Below are 15,182 nucleotides of genomic sequence, written 5' to 3'. Positions count from 1 at the left end.
GAGCTTGTCGAAGGGCTGCACTTCTTCTCAGCCCTTGGTCCCGAAGGAAGCACAGAGCTTCGACAAGCTCGGCCCGAACGGAGGGAAGGGTCAAACCATCAGGATGTTCATCACCGCGGTCGCGATCGGGCGGTCGCGGTCGTCCTGCCAGGCCTCGACCGCGACATTGGCATTGCGCCGCCCGAGGCGGGTGATGCGCCCCACCGCGAAGCTCGCGCGCGATTTGCCCGCGGCGAGGTATTGCACGGTGATGTTGATCGGTTTCAATTGCGGATCGCGCCCCGCCGCGACGAGCGCGGTGCGCAGCGCGGCATAGCCCGCGTTCTCGAGCAGGCCCGCTGTCGCGCCGCCGTGGAAATGCTGCGGGCGGCCCTCGACGTTGCCGCCGAACTCGACGCTCAGCACCGGCATCCCGTGCTCCGCCTCGCCAGTCAGGGCGATGCCGAGCGAGCGGGCGTAGGCGGGGAGATCCACCGGTTCAGTCATCGCCCAGCGCCTCCCTCAGCACAGGGTTCTCCGTGCGCGGATCGGCGCCGATGGTCATGAAGCAGCCTGCCACGTGGGCGACCGGGTCCTCGAGGTCCTTGTCATAGGCGACCCCGCGCACGAAGGCCGCGGACCGCGTGATGCGGTAGCACTCGACCCTTCCGCGCACGCTTGCCCGCTCACGCGCGGGGCGCTGGTAGTCGACGCGCAGGTCGAGCGTCGCGACCGGCGCGAAGGAGCCGCGGGTCTGCCAGATCGCCATGCCGCTCGCCATGTCCATAAGGCTGATGATCGGGCCCGAGGCCAGAACGGGCCGGCTGCGGTCGCCGAGCAGGTCCTCGCGCCACGGCAGTTCGAGCTCGACCCAGTTGTCGCCCTGATCGGTGAACCTGAGGCCGAGCCAGCCGGTATGGCCGTGGCGGAAGAACCACTTCGAGGCCTCGCGCGCGTCGAACCGGGGGGAGGGGGTGTTCATGGGCCGCGGCATAGGGCGTGGGGCGGGGGCCGCGCAATGGCGGAAATGCGAGGGGCTACAGCACGCCCCCCGCCAGCCGGTCGATCGCGCCTTGCAGGATCACCGCGGCAGCGTGGGCGTCGATCGCGGCGGCGCGCTTGGCGCGGCTCATGTCCTGGCCAATCATCGCCGCCTCGGCCGCCTGGGTCGACCAGCGCTCGTCCCACAGCAGGAGGGGGAGGGCGAAGGCCTCGGCACAGTTGCGGGCATAGGCGCGGGAGGCCTGCGCGCGCGGGCCCTCGGTGCCGTCCATGTTGCGCGGCAGGCCGAGCACGATCCCGCGCACGCTGCGCTGCCGGATCAGCGCCGCAAGCGTCTCGCGGTCACGGCCCCACTTGCCGCGTTCGATGGTGGTGTTGTTGGTGGCAAAGCGCCATCCGGCGTCGCACAGCGCGGTGCCGATGGTCCTGGTGCCGAGGTCGAGCCCGAGCAGCACGCCCCCGTCGCCGAGCGCCTCGCCGAAGCCGCGCGCGTCCTCGAAGATCAGGCTTGCGGCTTCCATGCGCCCACCCGCCGGATCACGTCGTCCCGGGTGTTCGCCCAGAACAGCGGGATGTCGTAGACGTGGTAGTTGTTCCCCGGCAGCACGTAGGAGCCCATCTCCGGCGGCGGGCCGATCAGCAGGATGCCGGAGGGCGCGCAGCGCGCCGGGACGAGGCCGGGGACGAGCTCGCCCTTCTCCATCGAGTCCTCGGGCACCAGCGTGCCGAGATTGGCGCTCGCCGGTGCCGTGCCGCCGATCAGCCCGGTGAGCGGGTTCGAGCACAGCATCGGCTCCTTGCCCGGGGCCTTGCCGTCGAGCGCGGGGGTGGTGGCGAAGGCGTCGAGCACCAGCGAGGGGTCGGCGGGCTCGGCGAAGCTCGACCAGCTGACGACGCAGGCGGTCTGGTCGGGCGAGGCGCAGGCGGGGATGCCCATGGCGGGCAGGTCGTGGAGGGTCGAGACCGGCCAGCCGATCACATAGGCCGCGACCACCCGCGCCGCGACCGGCGTGCCCTTCACCTCCTCGGCGACGAGGCGCTTCAAGTGCAGCGCGCCCTGCGAATGGCCCGCGAGCACGATCGGGGTGTTCGGATCGACCGAGGCAAGGAAGAAGCGGAACGCCTCGCGCACGTCGGCATAGGCGGCGTCGATCGCCTGCCGGCCTTCGGGCGCATCGGTGAGGAAGGCGCCGAAGGTCGCCTGGCGGTAGCGCGGCGCCCAGATCTCGGTGGCCGGGTTGAAGGCGCTCGCCATGCCGCGCAGGTAAATGCGGGCGATGCGCTCGGCCTCGGGGTCGCCGCCGTTCGCGAGCGGGGCGTTCCAGGCGGTGCGGTTGATGTAGCTCGTCGGGTGGACGAAGAACACCGCGAAGGGGCGGCTCGCCTTGGCGGGGGTTGCCGCGCCGCTCCGGGTGGCGGGTTGCCAGCGCGCCGGGTCGCTGGTGCCGATGCCGGGGCGCGAGTACCACAGGCCCGCATCCTCGTAGGCATTCGCGTCGAGCGGCGCGACGGCCTCGAACTTCGCGGAAGGGACGAGCGCGATTGCGGCGAACTGTTTCTGGAACAGCTCGAAGGCGATCCGCCCGCCGATCACCAGCACGATCAGGACGGCGATCACATAGAGGAACTTCTTCGCCATCGCCGTGCCAGCCTACTTGGCCGCCGCGCCCTCTGCGAGCGGCGGGCGCAGCGTGGTCCAGGCGCGGCCGCCGCGCATCGAGGAGAACCACGTCGCCGGGTTCCAGGTGGTCGAGCCGTCGAGGCTGAAGGTGATGAACTCCGCGCGCCCGCCGATATTGGCGAGCGGCACCGCGCCGCCGAGCCCGTTCTCGATCGCCGGTGCCCGGCTGTCGGCGCTCTGGTCGCGGTTGTCGCCCATCACGAAGACCGAGTCCGCGGGGACCTTGTAGGGCCCGAAATCGTCGAGCTGCTGGTCCATGTAGTCGATGGTGAGGTAGGTCGCGCCGTTGGGCAGGGTCTCGCGCCAGGTCGGCGGGGCGAAGTAGTCCTTACCGTCGGGGCCGGTCCGGCGGTAGTCCTCGAAGGCGGCGAGGCAGGGGCTGCCCTTGCACAGGAGTTCCGGCTCGAAGGGCAGGCGCACCTCGGGGACCACCTCGCGCTCGATCGGCCTGCCGTTGAGGATGATCTGGCCGCGGCGCACCTCGATCGTGTCGCCGGGGAGCGCGACGACGCGCTTGATGTAGTCCTCGTCGCGCGTCGGGTGCACGGGGATGACGATGTCGCCGTATTCGGGGGTGTGCGGGAACACCCGCCAGTCGGAGCGCGGCAGGAGGTGGAAGCTCGCCGAGGCCCAGGACCAGCCGTAGGGATACTTGCTCACCACCAGCCGGTCGCCCACCCACAGGGTCGGCATCATCGAGGTCGAGGGGATGTAGAAGGGCTTGGCGACGAGGCTGTGGAAGGCGAGCACCGCGAGCAGCATCAGCGCCAGGCCGCGGATCTCGGCGAGCCAGTTGACCTTCTCTTGGGTCTCGGTCGCTTGCGTTGTCTGGGTCGATGCCATGCTTGGGGTGCGCCGCCTTAGAGGGGAAGGGCTTCGATGATCACGAAGGCCTGCGCCCAGGGGTGATCGTCGGTGAGGGTCAGGTGGATGCGGGCCTCATGGCCCTTTGGCGTCATTTCTTCAAGCCGCAAAGCCGCCCCGCCCGTCAGCGCGAGGGTCGGCGCGCCCGAAGGGGCGTTGACGACGCCGATGTCCTTCATGAAGACGCCGCGCTTGAAGCCGGTGCCGACCGCCTTGGAAAAGGCCTCCTTGGCGGCAAAGCGCTTGGCGTAGGTGCCCGCGATGGTGAAGGGGCGCTTGCGGGCCTTGGCGATCTCGGTGGCGGTGAAGACGCGGTTCTCGAAGCGCTCGCCATAGCGGGCGAGCGAGTTCGCGATCCGCTCGATGTTGCAGAGGTCGGAGCCCAAGCCGATGATCACGACGCACCCCCCGGTGCGTCGCCCCGGACTTGATCCGGGGTCCCGCCGATCTTCGCGCCGCTCATCCCTTCACCGCCCTGATGATCACCGCCGCGAGCAGGCCGAGCGCGACGACGTGGAGCATCACCTGCGCCTTGAACAGCGGATGCGCGAAGTCGCCCTTCGCGACGCGGCCAGCGCCGACGAAGCCGAAGATCATCAGCGCCACCCAGCCGACCGCGAAGACCCGCATCACGCCGGTGTTGAGCGCGAAGCCAAGGAAGCCCACCCCGAGCAGGAACAGCCCCGCCGCGCCGAAGGCCCAGCGCTTCTGCTCGCCGGTGAGCTGCGGGAGGTCGGGCTGGCTCACCGCGCCTCATCCATGAGTTCACGCATCCGGCGGATCGCGGTCTCGAGGCCGGTGAACACCGCCTCGCCGATGAGATAATGCCCGATGTTGAGCTCGGCGATCTGGGGAATCGCGGCGATCGGCTGGACGTTGTCGAAGGTGAGGCCGTGCCCGGCGTGGGGCTCGATCCCGTTCTTTGCGGCGAGCGCGGCCATGTCGGTGACGCGCTTCAACTCGCGCGCGACCTTCTCGCGGTCCCCGTCGAGGACGGCGTGGGCATAGTCGCCGGTGTGGAACTCGACCACCGGCACGCCGAGGCGCAGCGCGGCGTCGAGCTGTCGTTCCTCGGCGCCGATGAACAGCGAGACGCGGATGCCCGCGGCCTTCAGCTCCTCGACGATCGGCACGAGCGTGTTGTGCAGCCCCGCCGCATCGAGCCCGCCTTCGGTGGTGCGCTCCTCGCGCTTCTCGGGGACGATGCAGGCGGCGTGGGGCTTGTGGCGCAGGGCGATGGCGAGCATCTCGCGGGTCGCCGCCATCTCGAGGTTGAGCGGCAGGTCGGTCGCCGCCTGGATGCGCGCGAGGTCCTCGTCGCGGATGTGGCGGCGATCCTCGCGCAGGTGCGCGGTGATGCCGTCCCCGCCCACCGCGGCGACGATCTCGGCGGCGCGCACCGGATCGGGGTGGTCCCCGCCGCGCGCGTTGCGGATCGTCGCGACGTGATCGATGTTCACGCCGAGGCGTAGGTGGGAGGGGGAGTGGGTCTGGCTCATTCTTTCCGGCTTCCGGGCTTGGTCACGGGTACGCGCGCCAGCTCTTCCGGGATGTCGCTTTCGTCATAGGTCGGGAAGTCGATGGCGAGGAGCGGGTGGAAGGGCACGCCCAGATCGACCGACCCGCACGAGCGGTCGATGATCGCGCATTCGGCGATCACCTCGCCCCCCTCGCGCGCGACCGCGGCGATCGCCTCACGGCTGGAGAGGCCGGTGGTGACGACGTCCTCGACCATCAGCACCTTCGCGCCTTTCGCGAGCGCGAAGCCGCGGCGCAGGTGGAAGGTGCCCTCGGGCCGCTCGAGGAAGAGTGCGTCCTTGCCGAGCACCCGGCCGACCTCGTGGCCGATGATGATCCCGCCCATCGCCGGGGAGACCACGACGTCGACAGCCGCGCGCACCTCGGCGGGGACGGCGGCCACGACCGCCTCGGCGATGCGGGCGGCGCGCGCCGGGTTCATGAGCACCCGCGCGCATTGCAGGTAATGGCCGCTGTGCCGCCCCGAGGAGAGCTTGAAATGCCCCTCGAGCAGCGCGCCCGAGGCGCGGAACTCGGCCAGGACAGCCTCTTGATTCATGAAGCAACTCCTTAAGAAGGGTAGGGAACTTCGCCCTCTTGCGCCCCGGGCATGGAGCCTTGCATAATTTTCTCCCTAGAAGCGCTTGAGGCCCTCGGCAAGCATCGCTAAGGGCGGGGCTGACGCTGGCCCGAGGGCCGGCCAAACGCCGTGTCGTAGCGGGTCTCGAGGGGGCTTGCCGCCGCGCGGTATGGGATCAGATTCGAACCACTTGGACACATGCTCATGGGTCAGAGGGACACCCGTATGAAAAAGGCTATCCTGGCGGCGGTTGCTGCCGGGCTCGCGGCGTTCGCGCCGCTGAGCGTCGTCGCTGAGGCCGCTGCGCCCGCTGCTCCCGCCGTCGCGGCGCCCGCGACCACCGCCGCCGAGGCGGGCGAGGTCCCGGGCGCGCAGACCGCCCCGGGTGTCGAGGCCCTGCCGGGCAACAAGACCCCCGGCGAAGCGGCCGCGGCGCCCGCCGGCGAAGGCGTCTACACGCCGATGAAGCCGACCAAGGGCAAGGGCATGCCGACCTCCTACGAGGACAGCCCGCTCAAGAGCATGCACTTCCAGGACCAGTACTCGGCGACCGGCGACTACGCGCTGTGGATGCACGACATGATCCTGCTGCCGGTGATCACCGCGATCAGCCTGCTGGTGCTCGGCCTGCTGCTCTACGTCGTGGTGCGCTTCAACCGCCGCGCCAACCCGGCCGCCTCGAAGACCACCCACAACACGCTCATCGAGGTGGTCTGGACGATCGTCCCGGTGATCGTGCTCGTCATCATCGCGGTCCCCTCGATCACCCTGCTCGCGCGCCAGTACGAGAGCGCGCCCGCCAACGCGGTGACGATCAAGGCGACCGGCTACCAGTGGTACTGGGGCTATTCCTACCCCGACCACGGCGACTTCGAGGTCGTCTCGAACATGCTCGACAGGGCCGAGGCGCTGAAGCGCGGCGAGCCGGACCAGCTCGCGGTCGACAACCGCATGGTCGTGCCCGCGGGCGTGCCGCTGCGCATCCAGACCACCGCCTCCGACGTGATCCACGCCTTCGCGGTGCCCTCGCTGTGGTTCAAGATGGACGCGGTTCCGGGGCGGCTCAACGAACGCATGGTGACCATCAAGGAGCCGGGCGTGTACTACGGCCAGTGCTCCGAGCTGTGCGGCGCGCGCCACGCCTACATGCCGATCGTCGTCGAGGCGCTGCCCCCGGCGCAGTTCGCGGCGTGGGTGCGCGCGCAGGGCGGCACGATGCCGGGCGAGGGTGCTGCCCCGGCCGCGCCGACCGCCGCTCCGGCCGTCGGCGGCCCCGCGCAGGCCCCTGCCGATGCGCCCGAGACCCAGCCGGCCCCCGCCGCCTGATCCGACCGACAAGATTTACGCAAAAGAGTAGCTGACCATGGCAACCACCGCTGAAGGCTTCGACATCCACCACGATCATGCGCATGACGCGCATGATCACGCGGACCACAAGCCGGGCTTCTTCGCCCGCTGGTTCATGTCGACCAACCACAAGGACATCGGCACGATGTACCTGATCTTCGCCATTATCGCGGGGATCGTCGGCGGGGCCATCTCGGGGATCATGCGCGTCGAGTTGCAGGACCCGGACATTCAGTACCTGACCTGGTGGGCCCAGTTCATGGGCGGCGGCAATGATCTCAACACCGCGCTCCACATGTGGAACGTGTTCATCACCGCGCACGGGTTGATCATGGTGTTCTTCATGGTGATGCCGGCGATGATCGGCGGCTTCGGCAACTGGTTCGTGCCGCTGATGATCGGCGCGCCGGACATGGCCTTCCCGCGGATGAACAACATCTCCTTCTGGCTGACGGTGGCGGGCTTCTTCAGCCTGCTGTTCTCGCTCTTCGTCCCCGGCGGCACCGGGCCCGGCGCCGGCACCGGCTGGACGGTCTACGCCCCGCTCTCGACCAAGGGCTCGGTGGGGCCGGCGGTCGATTTCGCGATCTTCTCGCTGCACCTTGCGGGCGCGGGCTCGATCCTGGGCGCCACCAACTTCATCACCACCATCTTCAACATGCGCGCGCCGGGCATGACCCTGCACAAGATGCCGCTGTTCGTGTGGTCGGTGCTGGTCACCGCCTTCCTGCTGCTGCTCGCGCTCCCGGTGCTCGCCGCGGCGATCACCATGCTGCTGACCGACCGCAACTTCGGCACGACCTTCTTCGATCCGGCCGGCGGCGGTGACCCGGTGCTCTACCAGCACCTGTTCTGGTTCTTCGGCCACCCGGAAGTCTACATCATGATCCTGCCGGGCTTCGGCATGATCTCGCAGATCGTTGCGACCTTCAGCCGCAAGCCGGTGTTCGGCTACCTCGGCATGGCCTATGCGATGGTCGCGATCGGCGTCGTCGGCTTCATTGTCTGGGCGCACCACATGTACACCGTGGGCCTCGACGTGAACACGAAGATGTATTTCACCGCCGCGACGATGGTGATCGCGGTGCCGACCGGCGTGAAGATCTTCAGCTGGATCGCGACGATGTGGGGCGGCAGTCTTGAGTTCAAGTCGCCGATGGTCTGGTCGCTGGGCTTCATCTTCCTGTTCACCGTCGGCGGCGTGACCGGGGTGGTGCTCGCCAACGGCGGGATCGACGACAACCTTCATGACACCTACTATGTCGTGGCGCACTTCCACTACGTGCTGTCGATGGGCGCGGTGTTCTCGATGTTCGCCGGCTTCTACTACTGGTTCCCGAAGATGAGCGGCCGGATGCACTCCGAGCTCCTGTCGCACCTCCACTTCTGGACCTTCTTCGTCGGCGTGAACGTGATCTTCTTCCCGCAGCACTTCCTCGGGATGAACGGCATGCCGCGGCGCTACCCGGACTACACCGAGGCGTTCCACTTCTGGCACCAGATCAGCACCTACGGGTACTACATCATGGCCGGCTCGATGGTGTTCTTCTTCGTGAACATCCTCTACGCGCTCTTCGCGGGCAAGAAGGCCGAGGCGAACCCCTGGGGCGAAGGCGCGACCACGCTCGAGTGGACCCTGCCGAGCCCGCCGCCCTACCACCAGTTCGAGACGCTGCCGGTCATCACCGACGCCAACGACTACCACGATCACCGTCCCGCCACCGCGTAAGGCGGGGCGCGTGATCGGCTCCCTCGCCGGAGCGCAATGACACGAGGGGGAGCGCGGGTGATGGCCCGCGCTCCTTCGCAATGGAACCGAAGCGAGACATGGCCAGCACCGCACCCCAGACTGCCTCTCTCCCGCTGCCGACGGAGTGGCGCGACTTCTTCGCGCTCACCAAGCCGCGGGTGATGACGCTGGTGATCTTCACCGCGATCTGCGGCGTGCTCGCCGCGCCGGGCAGCATCCACCCGGTGATCGCCTTCACCGCGATCCTCGCGATCGCGATGGGCGCGGGCGGCTCGGCGGTGCTCAACCAGTGGTGGGAGGCCGACCTCGACGCCGGGATGAAGCGCACCATGAACCGTCCGCTCCCCGGCGGCCGGATGCGGCGCGAGGACGCGCGCGACTTCGGGATCTTCCTCTCGGCCGTGTCGATCGTGCTGATGGGCCTCGCGGTGGGCTGGCTCGCCGCCGCGCTGCTTCTCGCCGCGATCCTCTACTACGCGGTCGTCTACACCATGTGGTTGAAGCCGCGCACTCCGCAGAACATCGTCATCGGCGGCGGCGCGGGCGCCTTCCCGCCGCTGATCGGCTGGGTGGCGGTGACGGGCGACATCACCGCGATGCCGCTCCTCCTCTTCGCGATCATCTTCTTCTGGACCCCGCCGCACTTCTGGGCGCTCGCGCTGTTCGTGCAGTCGGACTACGCCAAGGTCGGCATTCCGATGCTGCCCGTCGTCGCCGGCGAGAAGGCGACGCGCCGCCAGATCATGCTCTACACGCTGCTGCTCGCGCCGATCACCGTCGCGCCGTGGTACATCGGCGGGACGAGCTGGATCTACGGCTCGGTCGCGGTGGTGCTCTCCGCGCTGTTCGTGGCGCTTGCCCTGCCGGTCTTCACCCGGATGCGCGCCGAGGTCGACGCGATGACGCCGGAGAAGACGCTCTTCAAGTTCTCGATCGTCTACCTCTTCGTGCTCTTCGCCGCGCTGGTGCTCGACCGCGTCGCGGCCTACCAGGGGTGGATCGCATGACGCCCGAGGAAGAGAAGGAATTCATCCGCCGCCGCAAGGCGCGGAACTGGGTGGTGCTCGGCACGCTCGTGTTCTTCGTGGTGCTGTTCTACGCGATCACCATCGTGCGCATCGGAGCGCAGCACTGATGGCCTCCGCAGCGCCCCTCTCGCCCGATACCGCGCGCAGCAACCTGCGCGTCGGCCTGATGGCGGCTGCCGGGGCGCTGGCGATGCTCGGCCTCGGCTATGCCTCGGTGCCGCTCTACCGCCTGTTCTGCCAGGTCACCGGCTTCGGCGGCACGACCATGGTCGCGAGCGAGAGCAAGGCTGCCGCGGCCGCCGCGGCCGCAACGGGCCAGAAAATCTCGATCCGCTTCGACGCCTCGACCGAGGCCGGGATGCCGTGGGTCTTCCACCCGTCGCAGCCGACCGACACGGTCGTCATCGGCGAGCGCGACATCGCCACCTTCGTCGCTCGCAACACCTCGGACCGGCCCGTCACCGGCACCGCCACCTTCAACGTCGTGCCCGAGCAGGCCGGCCAGTATTTCAACAAGATCCAGTGCTTCTGCTTCACCGAGCAGACCCTGAAGCCCGGCGAGGAGGTCACCATGCCGGTGCTCTACTTCGTCGACCCGGCGATGCTCAAGGACCCCAACATGAAGGGTGTCGAGCAGATCACGCTGAGCTACACTTTCCACCGCACGGAAGCTCCGCTAGCAGCGGCGGCAACGCGCACCAATTGATCCGCTAAACCCAGGGACGGGAACGACCACATGGCTGGCAAGGCAAACCACGATTACCACATCCTCGAACCCGACATCTGGCCGCTCGTCGGCTCGATCTCGGCGCTGACCTTCACCAGCGGGCTGGTGCTGCACATGCACCCCGACGTCTTCGGCCAGGCCGCGGGCATCGTGATGTATCTCGGCCTCGCCGGGCTGATCGCCACCTTCTTCATGTGGTTCCGCAACATCGTGATCGAGGCCCAGCGCGGCGACCACACCCCGGTGGTGCAGCTCCACATGCGCTACGGCATGATCCTGTTCATCGCTTCGGAGGTGATGTTCTTCGTCGGCTGGTTCTGGAGCTTCTTCGACTTCGCGCTCTTCCCGACCCCGCTGCAATTCGACGAGGCGACCGGCGCGACCACCAGCCTGTTCGGCACCGAGGGCGCGCTCGCCTCCTTCGTGCCCGAGGGCATGATGGTGCTTGATCCCTTCTCGCTGCCGCTGCTCAACACGCTGATCCTGCTGTGCTCGGGCACGACGGTGACCTGGGCGCACCACGCGCTGATCCACGGTGATCGCCAGGGCCTCAAGCAGGGCCTGTGGGCGACGATTGCATTGGGCGTGCTGTTCAGCGCGATCCAGGCCTACGAATATGCCGGCGCGCCCTTCGGCTTCGGCGGCAACACCTACTCCTCGGCCTTCTACATGGCGACCGGCTTCCACGGCTTCCACGTGATGATCGGGACGATCTTCCTCGCCGTGTGCCTCTACCGCGCCTATCTCGGCCACTTCACCCCGCGCCAGCACTTCGGCTTCGAAGCGGCGGCGTGGTACTGGCACTTCGTCGACGTGGTGTGGCTGTTCCTGTTCGTCGCCGTCTACGTCTGGGGCGGCTGGGGCGCGCACTACCACTGATGGCGCCGGACCGAGGTCCGAACGACACGAAAGGGCAGCCGGGACTCGTCTCGGCTGCCCTTTCCGGTTTGTGCCCTCGGTGCGGGGAGCGGACGCTGTTCGCCGCGCCTGCCGCGCTCGCCGAGGAGTGCCGGTCCTGCGGGCTCGATATTCTGGCGCTGGAGCGGGGCGGGCGCTTCGTCGGCGTGCTGACGATGGTGCTGGCGCTCGTGCTGATCCTCGCCGCGCTCGGCTTCGACGCGTGGCTGCGGCCGCCGCTGTGGCTGTCCTTCCTGCTCTGGGCGCCGGTGACGGTGGGGAGCGTCCTCTTCGCCCTGCGGTTCTACAAGACCATGTGGGTCTACCACCAATACGAGGAACGCCAGCCGTGACCCGTCGTATCCCGATATTCGCGACCATCGTCGTCATCGCCGCGGTCCTGACGATGATCGGCCTCGGCATCTGGCAGCTCCAGCGCAAGGCCGAGAAGGAGGCGCTGATCGCGCGCTACACGGCGGCGGCGGGGAACGATGCGCCCGTCACCTTCCCGCTCGCCGGCAAGGGCGAGGAGGCGCTTTTCCGGCGCAGCGAGGTCGCCTGCCGCAAGGTCGCCGGGATCGCGGCAGTGTCGGGCACCTCGGCAACGGGGCAGAAGGGCTGGGTCCAGCGAGCCGCCTGCGCCGTGAGCGAGGGTGTCCTGGTGCGCGTCGACATCGGCTACAGCCGCGACCTTGCCAAGCCCGACTGGCAGGGCGGCACGGTCACCGGGGTGATCGCCCCCGGTCCGCGCCTCATCGCCGACCCGCCGCTCGCCGGCTTGCAGGCGATGGCGAAGCCCGATCCCGGCGATCTCCCCAACAACCACCTCGCCTATGCCGTGCAGTGGTTCTTCTTCGCGCTGACGGCCCTCGTCATCTACGTGCTGGCATTGCGCCGCCGCCGGGGCGCCACCTGATGGTCGCGATTTCCGAGTCGGGAAATGTTCCATTTCCCTCGAAATCGCTCTAGGCCCTTCGCATATGCAATATGTATCGACCAGGGGGAGCGCTCCGGCGCTCGATTTCGAGGGGGTGACGCTGGCGGGCCTCGCCAGCGACGGGGGCCTTTATGTGCCCGCCGAGTGGCCGCGCTTCGGCGCCGACGAAATCCGGGCGATGCGCGGTCTTGCCTATCCCGACCTCGCCGCGCGCGTCATGGCACCCTTCGTCGCGGGGAGCCTCTCGGACGAGGAACTGCTGGCGATCTGCCACAAGGTCTATGGCGACTTCGGCCACGCCGCGGTCACCCCGCTGGTGCAGCTCGACCAGCAGCACTGGCTGCTCGAGCTGTTCCACGGCCCGACGCTCGCCTTCAAGGACGTCGCGCTGCAACTGCTCGGACGGCTGTTCGAGACCTTCCTCGCGAGGGCCGACGAACGCCTCACCATCGTCGGCGCGACCAGCGGCGACACCGGTTCGGCGGCGATCCAGGCGGTTGCGGGGCTCGAACGGGTCGAGATCTTCATGCTCCACCCGCGCGGTCGGGTGAGCGACGTCCAGCGCCGCCAGATGACCACCGTGCGCGCGCCCAACGTCCACAACCTCGCCATCGAGGGCAGCTTCGACGATGCGCAGGCGCACGTGAAGCGGATGTTCACCGACCGGCAAGTGATGGGCGTCCTCAACCTCGGCGCGGTCAACTCGATCAACTGGGCGCGGCTGATGGCGCAGGTGGTCTATTACTTCGCCAGCGCCCTGCAACTGGGCGCGCCCGAGCGGACCGTCGCCTATTCCGTGCCGACGGGAAACTTCGGCGACGTCTTCGCGGGCTATGTCGCAGCGAAGATGGGGCTGCCGATCGAGCGCCTGATCGTCGCCACCAACGTCAACGACATCCTCCACCGCGCGCTGTCCGCCGGGGACTATTCGGCGGGCGGGGTGACGCCGACGATCACGCCGTCGATGGACATCCAGGTCTCCTCGAACTTCGAGCGCCTGCTGTTCGACGCGGGCGGCCGCGACGGGGCGGCGCTGGCCGAGCAGATGCGGAGCTTCGAAGCCTCGAAGGCGATGCAGCTCACCAACGCGCAGGCCGGGGGTGCCTCCGCGCTCTTCGCCAGCGCGCGCGCCGACCAGGTCGAGACCGCGCGGGCGCTGCAATGGGCGTGGCGCGCCGCCGGACAGGTGCTCGATCCGCACACCGGCGTGGGCCTTTATGCCGCGCAGGCGCTCGCGGGGACGCTCCCCGCGGGCGTCCCGCTCGTGACGCTCGCCACCGCCCATCCCGCGAAGTTCCCCGACGCGGTCGAGCGCGCCATCGGCCTGAGGCCCGCGCTCCCGGCCCGCGTCGGCGACCTGTTCGGGCGCGCGGAGAGCTTCGCCGAGATCGGCGGGGACTACGCCGCGGCCCGCGACTACGTGCTCGGCCACGCCGGGCAGGCCTGATGGCGCGCCTCGTCCAGCAGCCGCTGGTGATGGAATGCGCCGGGTGGGACTCCTACCGCCTCCTCGACAGCGGGGCGGGGCGCAAGTGGGAAGCCTTCGGCCCGCGCTCCTTCATCCGCCCCGAGCCCCAGGCGCTGTGGCAGCCGCGCCGTCCCGACTGGCGCGCGGACGGCGAGTTCATCCCCGGATCGGACGAGGACGGCGGCGGACGCTGGCAGTTCGCCGGGCGCCTGCCGGACGAGGGCTGGGTGCTCCAATGGAACGAGGTGCGCTTCACCGTCCGCCCGACCCCCTTCCGCCACCTCCAGTTCTTCCCCGACATGGCCCCGGTGTGGGCATGGATGCGTGGGCGGCTCGAGGGGCTGAGCGCGGCCGAGACGTTGAACCTGTTCGGCTACACCGGCCTCGGCACGCTCGCCCTGTCGCAGCACGGGCGGGTGACCCATGTCGATGCCTCGAAGAAATCGGTCGCGCAGGCGCGCGAGAACGCAGGCCTCTCGGGGCTCGCCGAGCGCCCGATCCGCTGGCTTACCGACGATGCCGCCAAGTTCACCGCCCGCGAGGTGCGGCGCGCGCGGCGTTATGACGGGATCATCCTCGATCCCCCCAAGTTCGGCCGTGGGCCCGAGGGCGAGGTGTGGCGGCTGGAGGAGCACCTCCCCGGCCTCGTCGCCGATTGCGCGCGGCTGCTCGACGGGGACAGCCGCTTCCTGTTCCTCACCGTCTATGCCGTGCGCATGAGCAGCCTCGCCATCGCGGGATTGTTGGAGGAGGCGCTCGGCCACCTGCCGGGCGTCATCGAGCACGGCGACCTCGCGGTGCGCGAGGAGGGGGAGGGCGCTCGCCTCCTGCCGACCGCGATCTTTGCGCGGTGGTCGAACGGGTAGCCCGTGCCCACCCCTAACCCGTCCCGCTAGCGGGAGGGGGACTAGGACGCGATCGTCCCCTCCCGCTAGCGGGAGGGGTCGGGGGTGGGCCTGCGGCACGCGCCAACACTGGACTTGCGCCCTCCATCCTGCCAACGGGCCTCGCAATGGCCGATACCCTCACCCTCGAAGTCAACGATCTCGTCGTCGATGTCCTCACCGGTATCTATTCCGAGGAGACCGGCAAGCCCCAGCCGCTGCGCATCTCGGTTGCGGCGCGTTACACGGTCGCGGACCGCTACGAGCCCGACACCCCGCTCGAGGCCTCGAAGAACTACATGGACCTGAAGTTCGCCGCCTCCGAGGGGCTGCCTGCCGGCGTCCACTTCAAGCTCATCGAGGCGGTGGCGGACCACATCTGCGAGACGTTGTTCGTGCAGGACGCGAAGGTCGAGGCGGTGACGGTCAAGATCGTCAAGCTCGCCATCGCCGAGGCGGGCGAGCAGATCGGCATCACCCTCCACCGCACCCGTCGGCCCGAGCACGGGGGCTGACGGGG

General features: G+C 69.0%; 20 protein-coding genes. 11 read left to right on the top strand and 9 right to left on the bottom strand.

Translation table 11 applies throughout. The features are described from left to right. Positions 1 to 90 precede the first annotated feature (90 nt). The 9 genes from ACLBKU_RS00370 to pyrE form a co-directional block, all read right to left on the bottom strand. On the bottom strand, positions 91 to 486 hold the full coding sequence (locus ACLBKU_RS00370) for a PaaI family thioesterase (RefSeq protein ID WP_410177545.1): 396 nt from the start codon (positions 484 to 486) through the stop codon (positions 91 to 93). After that, positions 479 to 961 carry a PaaI family thioesterase gene (locus ACLBKU_RS00365; protein ID WP_410177544.1) on the bottom strand — a complete coding sequence of 161 codons (483 nt, stop codon included), beginning with the start codon at positions 959 to 961 and terminating at the stop codon, positions 479 to 481. The genes ACLBKU_RS00370 and ACLBKU_RS00365 overlap by 8 nt, the downstream gene beginning before the upstream one ends. Before the next feature lie 55 nt (positions 962 to 1,016). Beyond that, positions 1,017 to 1,502 carry a Holliday junction resolvase RuvX gene (gene ruvX / locus ACLBKU_RS00360; RefSeq protein WP_410177543.1) on the bottom strand — a complete coding sequence of 162 codons (486 nt, stop codon included), beginning with the start codon at positions 1,500 to 1,502 and terminating at the stop codon, positions 1,017 to 1,019. Beyond that, positions 1,484 to 2,620, bottom strand: a complete 1,137-nt coding sequence (locus tag ACLBKU_RS00355; RefSeq protein ID WP_410177542.1) for a DUF3089 domain-containing protein — start codon at positions 2,618 to 2,620, stop codon at positions 1,484 to 1,486. The genes ruvX and ACLBKU_RS00355 overlap by 19 nt, the downstream gene beginning before the upstream one ends. Positions 2,621 to 2,632: 12 nt before the next feature. Further along, positions 2,633 to 3,505, bottom strand: coding sequence for a signal peptidase I (gene lepB, locus ACLBKU_RS00350; protein WP_410177541.1), 873 nt, complete (start codon positions 3,503 to 3,505; stop codon positions 2,633 to 2,635). Positions 3,506 to 3,522: 17 nt separating this feature from the next. Then, positions 3,523 to 3,924 (bottom strand): holo-ACP synthase, encoded by a 402-nt coding sequence (gene acpS, locus ACLBKU_RS00345; RefSeq protein ID WP_410177540.1) that lies wholly within the window; start codon positions 3,922 to 3,924, stop codon positions 3,523 to 3,525. A 61-nt stretch (positions 3,925 to 3,985) separates the two neighbouring features. Next, on the bottom strand, positions 3,986 to 4,273 hold the full coding sequence (locus tag ACLBKU_RS00340; protein ID WP_410177539.1) for a pyridoxal phosphate biosynthetic protein: 288 nt from the start codon (positions 4,271 to 4,273) through the stop codon (positions 3,986 to 3,988). Further along, positions 4,270 to 5,025, bottom strand: a complete 756-nt coding sequence (locus ACLBKU_RS00335; RefSeq protein WP_410177538.1) for a pyridoxine 5'-phosphate synthase — start codon at positions 5,023 to 5,025, stop codon at positions 4,270 to 4,272. Before ACLBKU_RS00335 ends, ACLBKU_RS00340 begins: the two co-directional genes overlap by 4 nt. Beyond that, a complete protein-coding gene (gene pyrE, locus ACLBKU_RS00330; RefSeq protein WP_410177537.1) occupies positions 5,022 to 5,603 on the bottom strand; it encodes an orotate phosphoribosyltransferase in 582 nt (193 codons plus the stop codon). Before pyrE ends, ACLBKU_RS00335 begins: the two co-directional genes overlap by 4 nt. Positions 5,604 to 5,849: 246 nt before the next feature. Here pyrE and coxB point away from each other — a divergent pair, with 246 nt between their 5' ends. From coxB to ACLBKU_RS00275, 11 genes are all read left to right on the top strand, one after another. After that, positions 5,850 to 6,950 carry a cytochrome c oxidase subunit II gene (coxB, locus tag ACLBKU_RS00325; protein ID WP_410177536.1) on the top strand — a complete coding sequence of 367 codons (1,101 nt, stop codon included), beginning with the start codon at positions 5,850 to 5,852 and terminating at the stop codon, positions 6,948 to 6,950. A 37-nt stretch (positions 6,951 to 6,987) separates the two neighbouring features. Beyond that, positions 6,988 to 8,700 carry a cytochrome c oxidase subunit I gene (ctaD, locus tag ACLBKU_RS00320; RefSeq protein ID WP_410177535.1) on the top strand — a complete coding sequence of 571 codons (1,713 nt, stop codon included), beginning with the start codon at positions 6,988 to 6,990 and terminating at the stop codon, positions 8,698 to 8,700. 98 nt (positions 8,701 to 8,798) lie between these two features. Beyond that, on the top strand, positions 8,799 to 9,728 hold the full coding sequence (locus ACLBKU_RS00315) for a heme o synthase (protein ID WP_410177534.1): 930 nt from the start codon (positions 8,799 to 8,801) through the stop codon (positions 9,726 to 9,728). Further along, positions 9,725 to 9,856 (top strand): hypothetical protein, encoded by a 132-nt coding sequence (locus ACLBKU_RS00310; RefSeq protein WP_410177533.1) that lies wholly within the window; start codon positions 9,725 to 9,727, stop codon positions 9,854 to 9,856. The genes ACLBKU_RS00315 and ACLBKU_RS00310 overlap by 4 nt, the downstream gene beginning before the upstream one ends. Then, positions 9,856 to 10,455, top strand: a complete 600-nt coding sequence (locus ACLBKU_RS00305; protein ID WP_410177532.1) for a cytochrome c oxidase assembly protein — start codon at positions 9,856 to 9,858, stop codon at positions 10,453 to 10,455. The genes ACLBKU_RS00310 and ACLBKU_RS00305 overlap by 1 nt, the downstream gene beginning before the upstream one ends. 30 nt (positions 10,456 to 10,485) lie before the next feature. Continuing rightward, positions 10,486 to 11,355 carry a cytochrome c oxidase subunit 3 gene (locus tag ACLBKU_RS00300; protein WP_410177531.1) on the top strand — a complete coding sequence of 290 codons (870 nt, stop codon included), beginning with the start codon at positions 10,486 to 10,488 and terminating at the stop codon, positions 11,353 to 11,355. Positions 11,356 to 11,423: 68 nt separating this feature from the next. Next, on the top strand, positions 11,424 to 11,726 hold the full coding sequence (locus ACLBKU_RS00295) for a DUF983 domain-containing protein (RefSeq protein ID WP_410177530.1): 303 nt from the start codon (positions 11,424 to 11,426) through the stop codon (positions 11,724 to 11,726). Continuing rightward, positions 11,723 to 12,289 (top strand): SURF1 family cytochrome oxidase biogenesis protein, encoded by a 567-nt coding sequence (locus tag ACLBKU_RS00290; protein ID WP_410177529.1) that lies wholly within the window; start codon positions 11,723 to 11,725, stop codon positions 12,287 to 12,289. Before ACLBKU_RS00295 ends, ACLBKU_RS00290 begins: the two co-directional genes overlap by 4 nt. Before the next feature lie 64 nt (positions 12,290 to 12,353). Further along, positions 12,354 to 13,757, top strand: a complete 1,404-nt coding sequence (thrC, locus tag ACLBKU_RS00285; RefSeq protein WP_410177528.1) for a threonine synthase — start codon at positions 12,354 to 12,356, stop codon at positions 13,755 to 13,757. Beyond that, complete coding sequence (locus tag ACLBKU_RS00280) at positions 13,757 to 14,644, top strand: class I SAM-dependent methyltransferase (RefSeq protein ID WP_410177527.1); 888 nt, start codon at positions 13,757 to 13,759, stop codon at positions 14,642 to 14,644. The genes thrC and ACLBKU_RS00280 overlap by 1 nt, the downstream gene beginning before the upstream one ends. Positions 14,645 to 14,790: 146 nt before the next feature. Further along, the gene (locus ACLBKU_RS00275; RefSeq protein ID WP_410177526.1) at positions 14,791 to 15,177 is read left to right on the top strand and encodes a dihydroneopterin aldolase; all 387 of its coding nucleotides are present in this window, start codon (positions 14,791 to 14,793) and stop codon (positions 15,175 to 15,177) included. Positions 15,178 to 15,182 lie beyond the last annotated feature (5 nt).

The sequence above is a fragment of the Erythrobacter sp. NE805 genome, assembly GCF_046452355.1.
Taxonomy (GTDB): Bacteria; Pseudomonadota; Alphaproteobacteria; order Sphingomonadales; family Sphingomonadaceae; genus Erythrobacter.
Note: the sequence above shows the minus strand (reverse complement) of the source record. Positions and strands in the feature narration are given on the sequence as shown.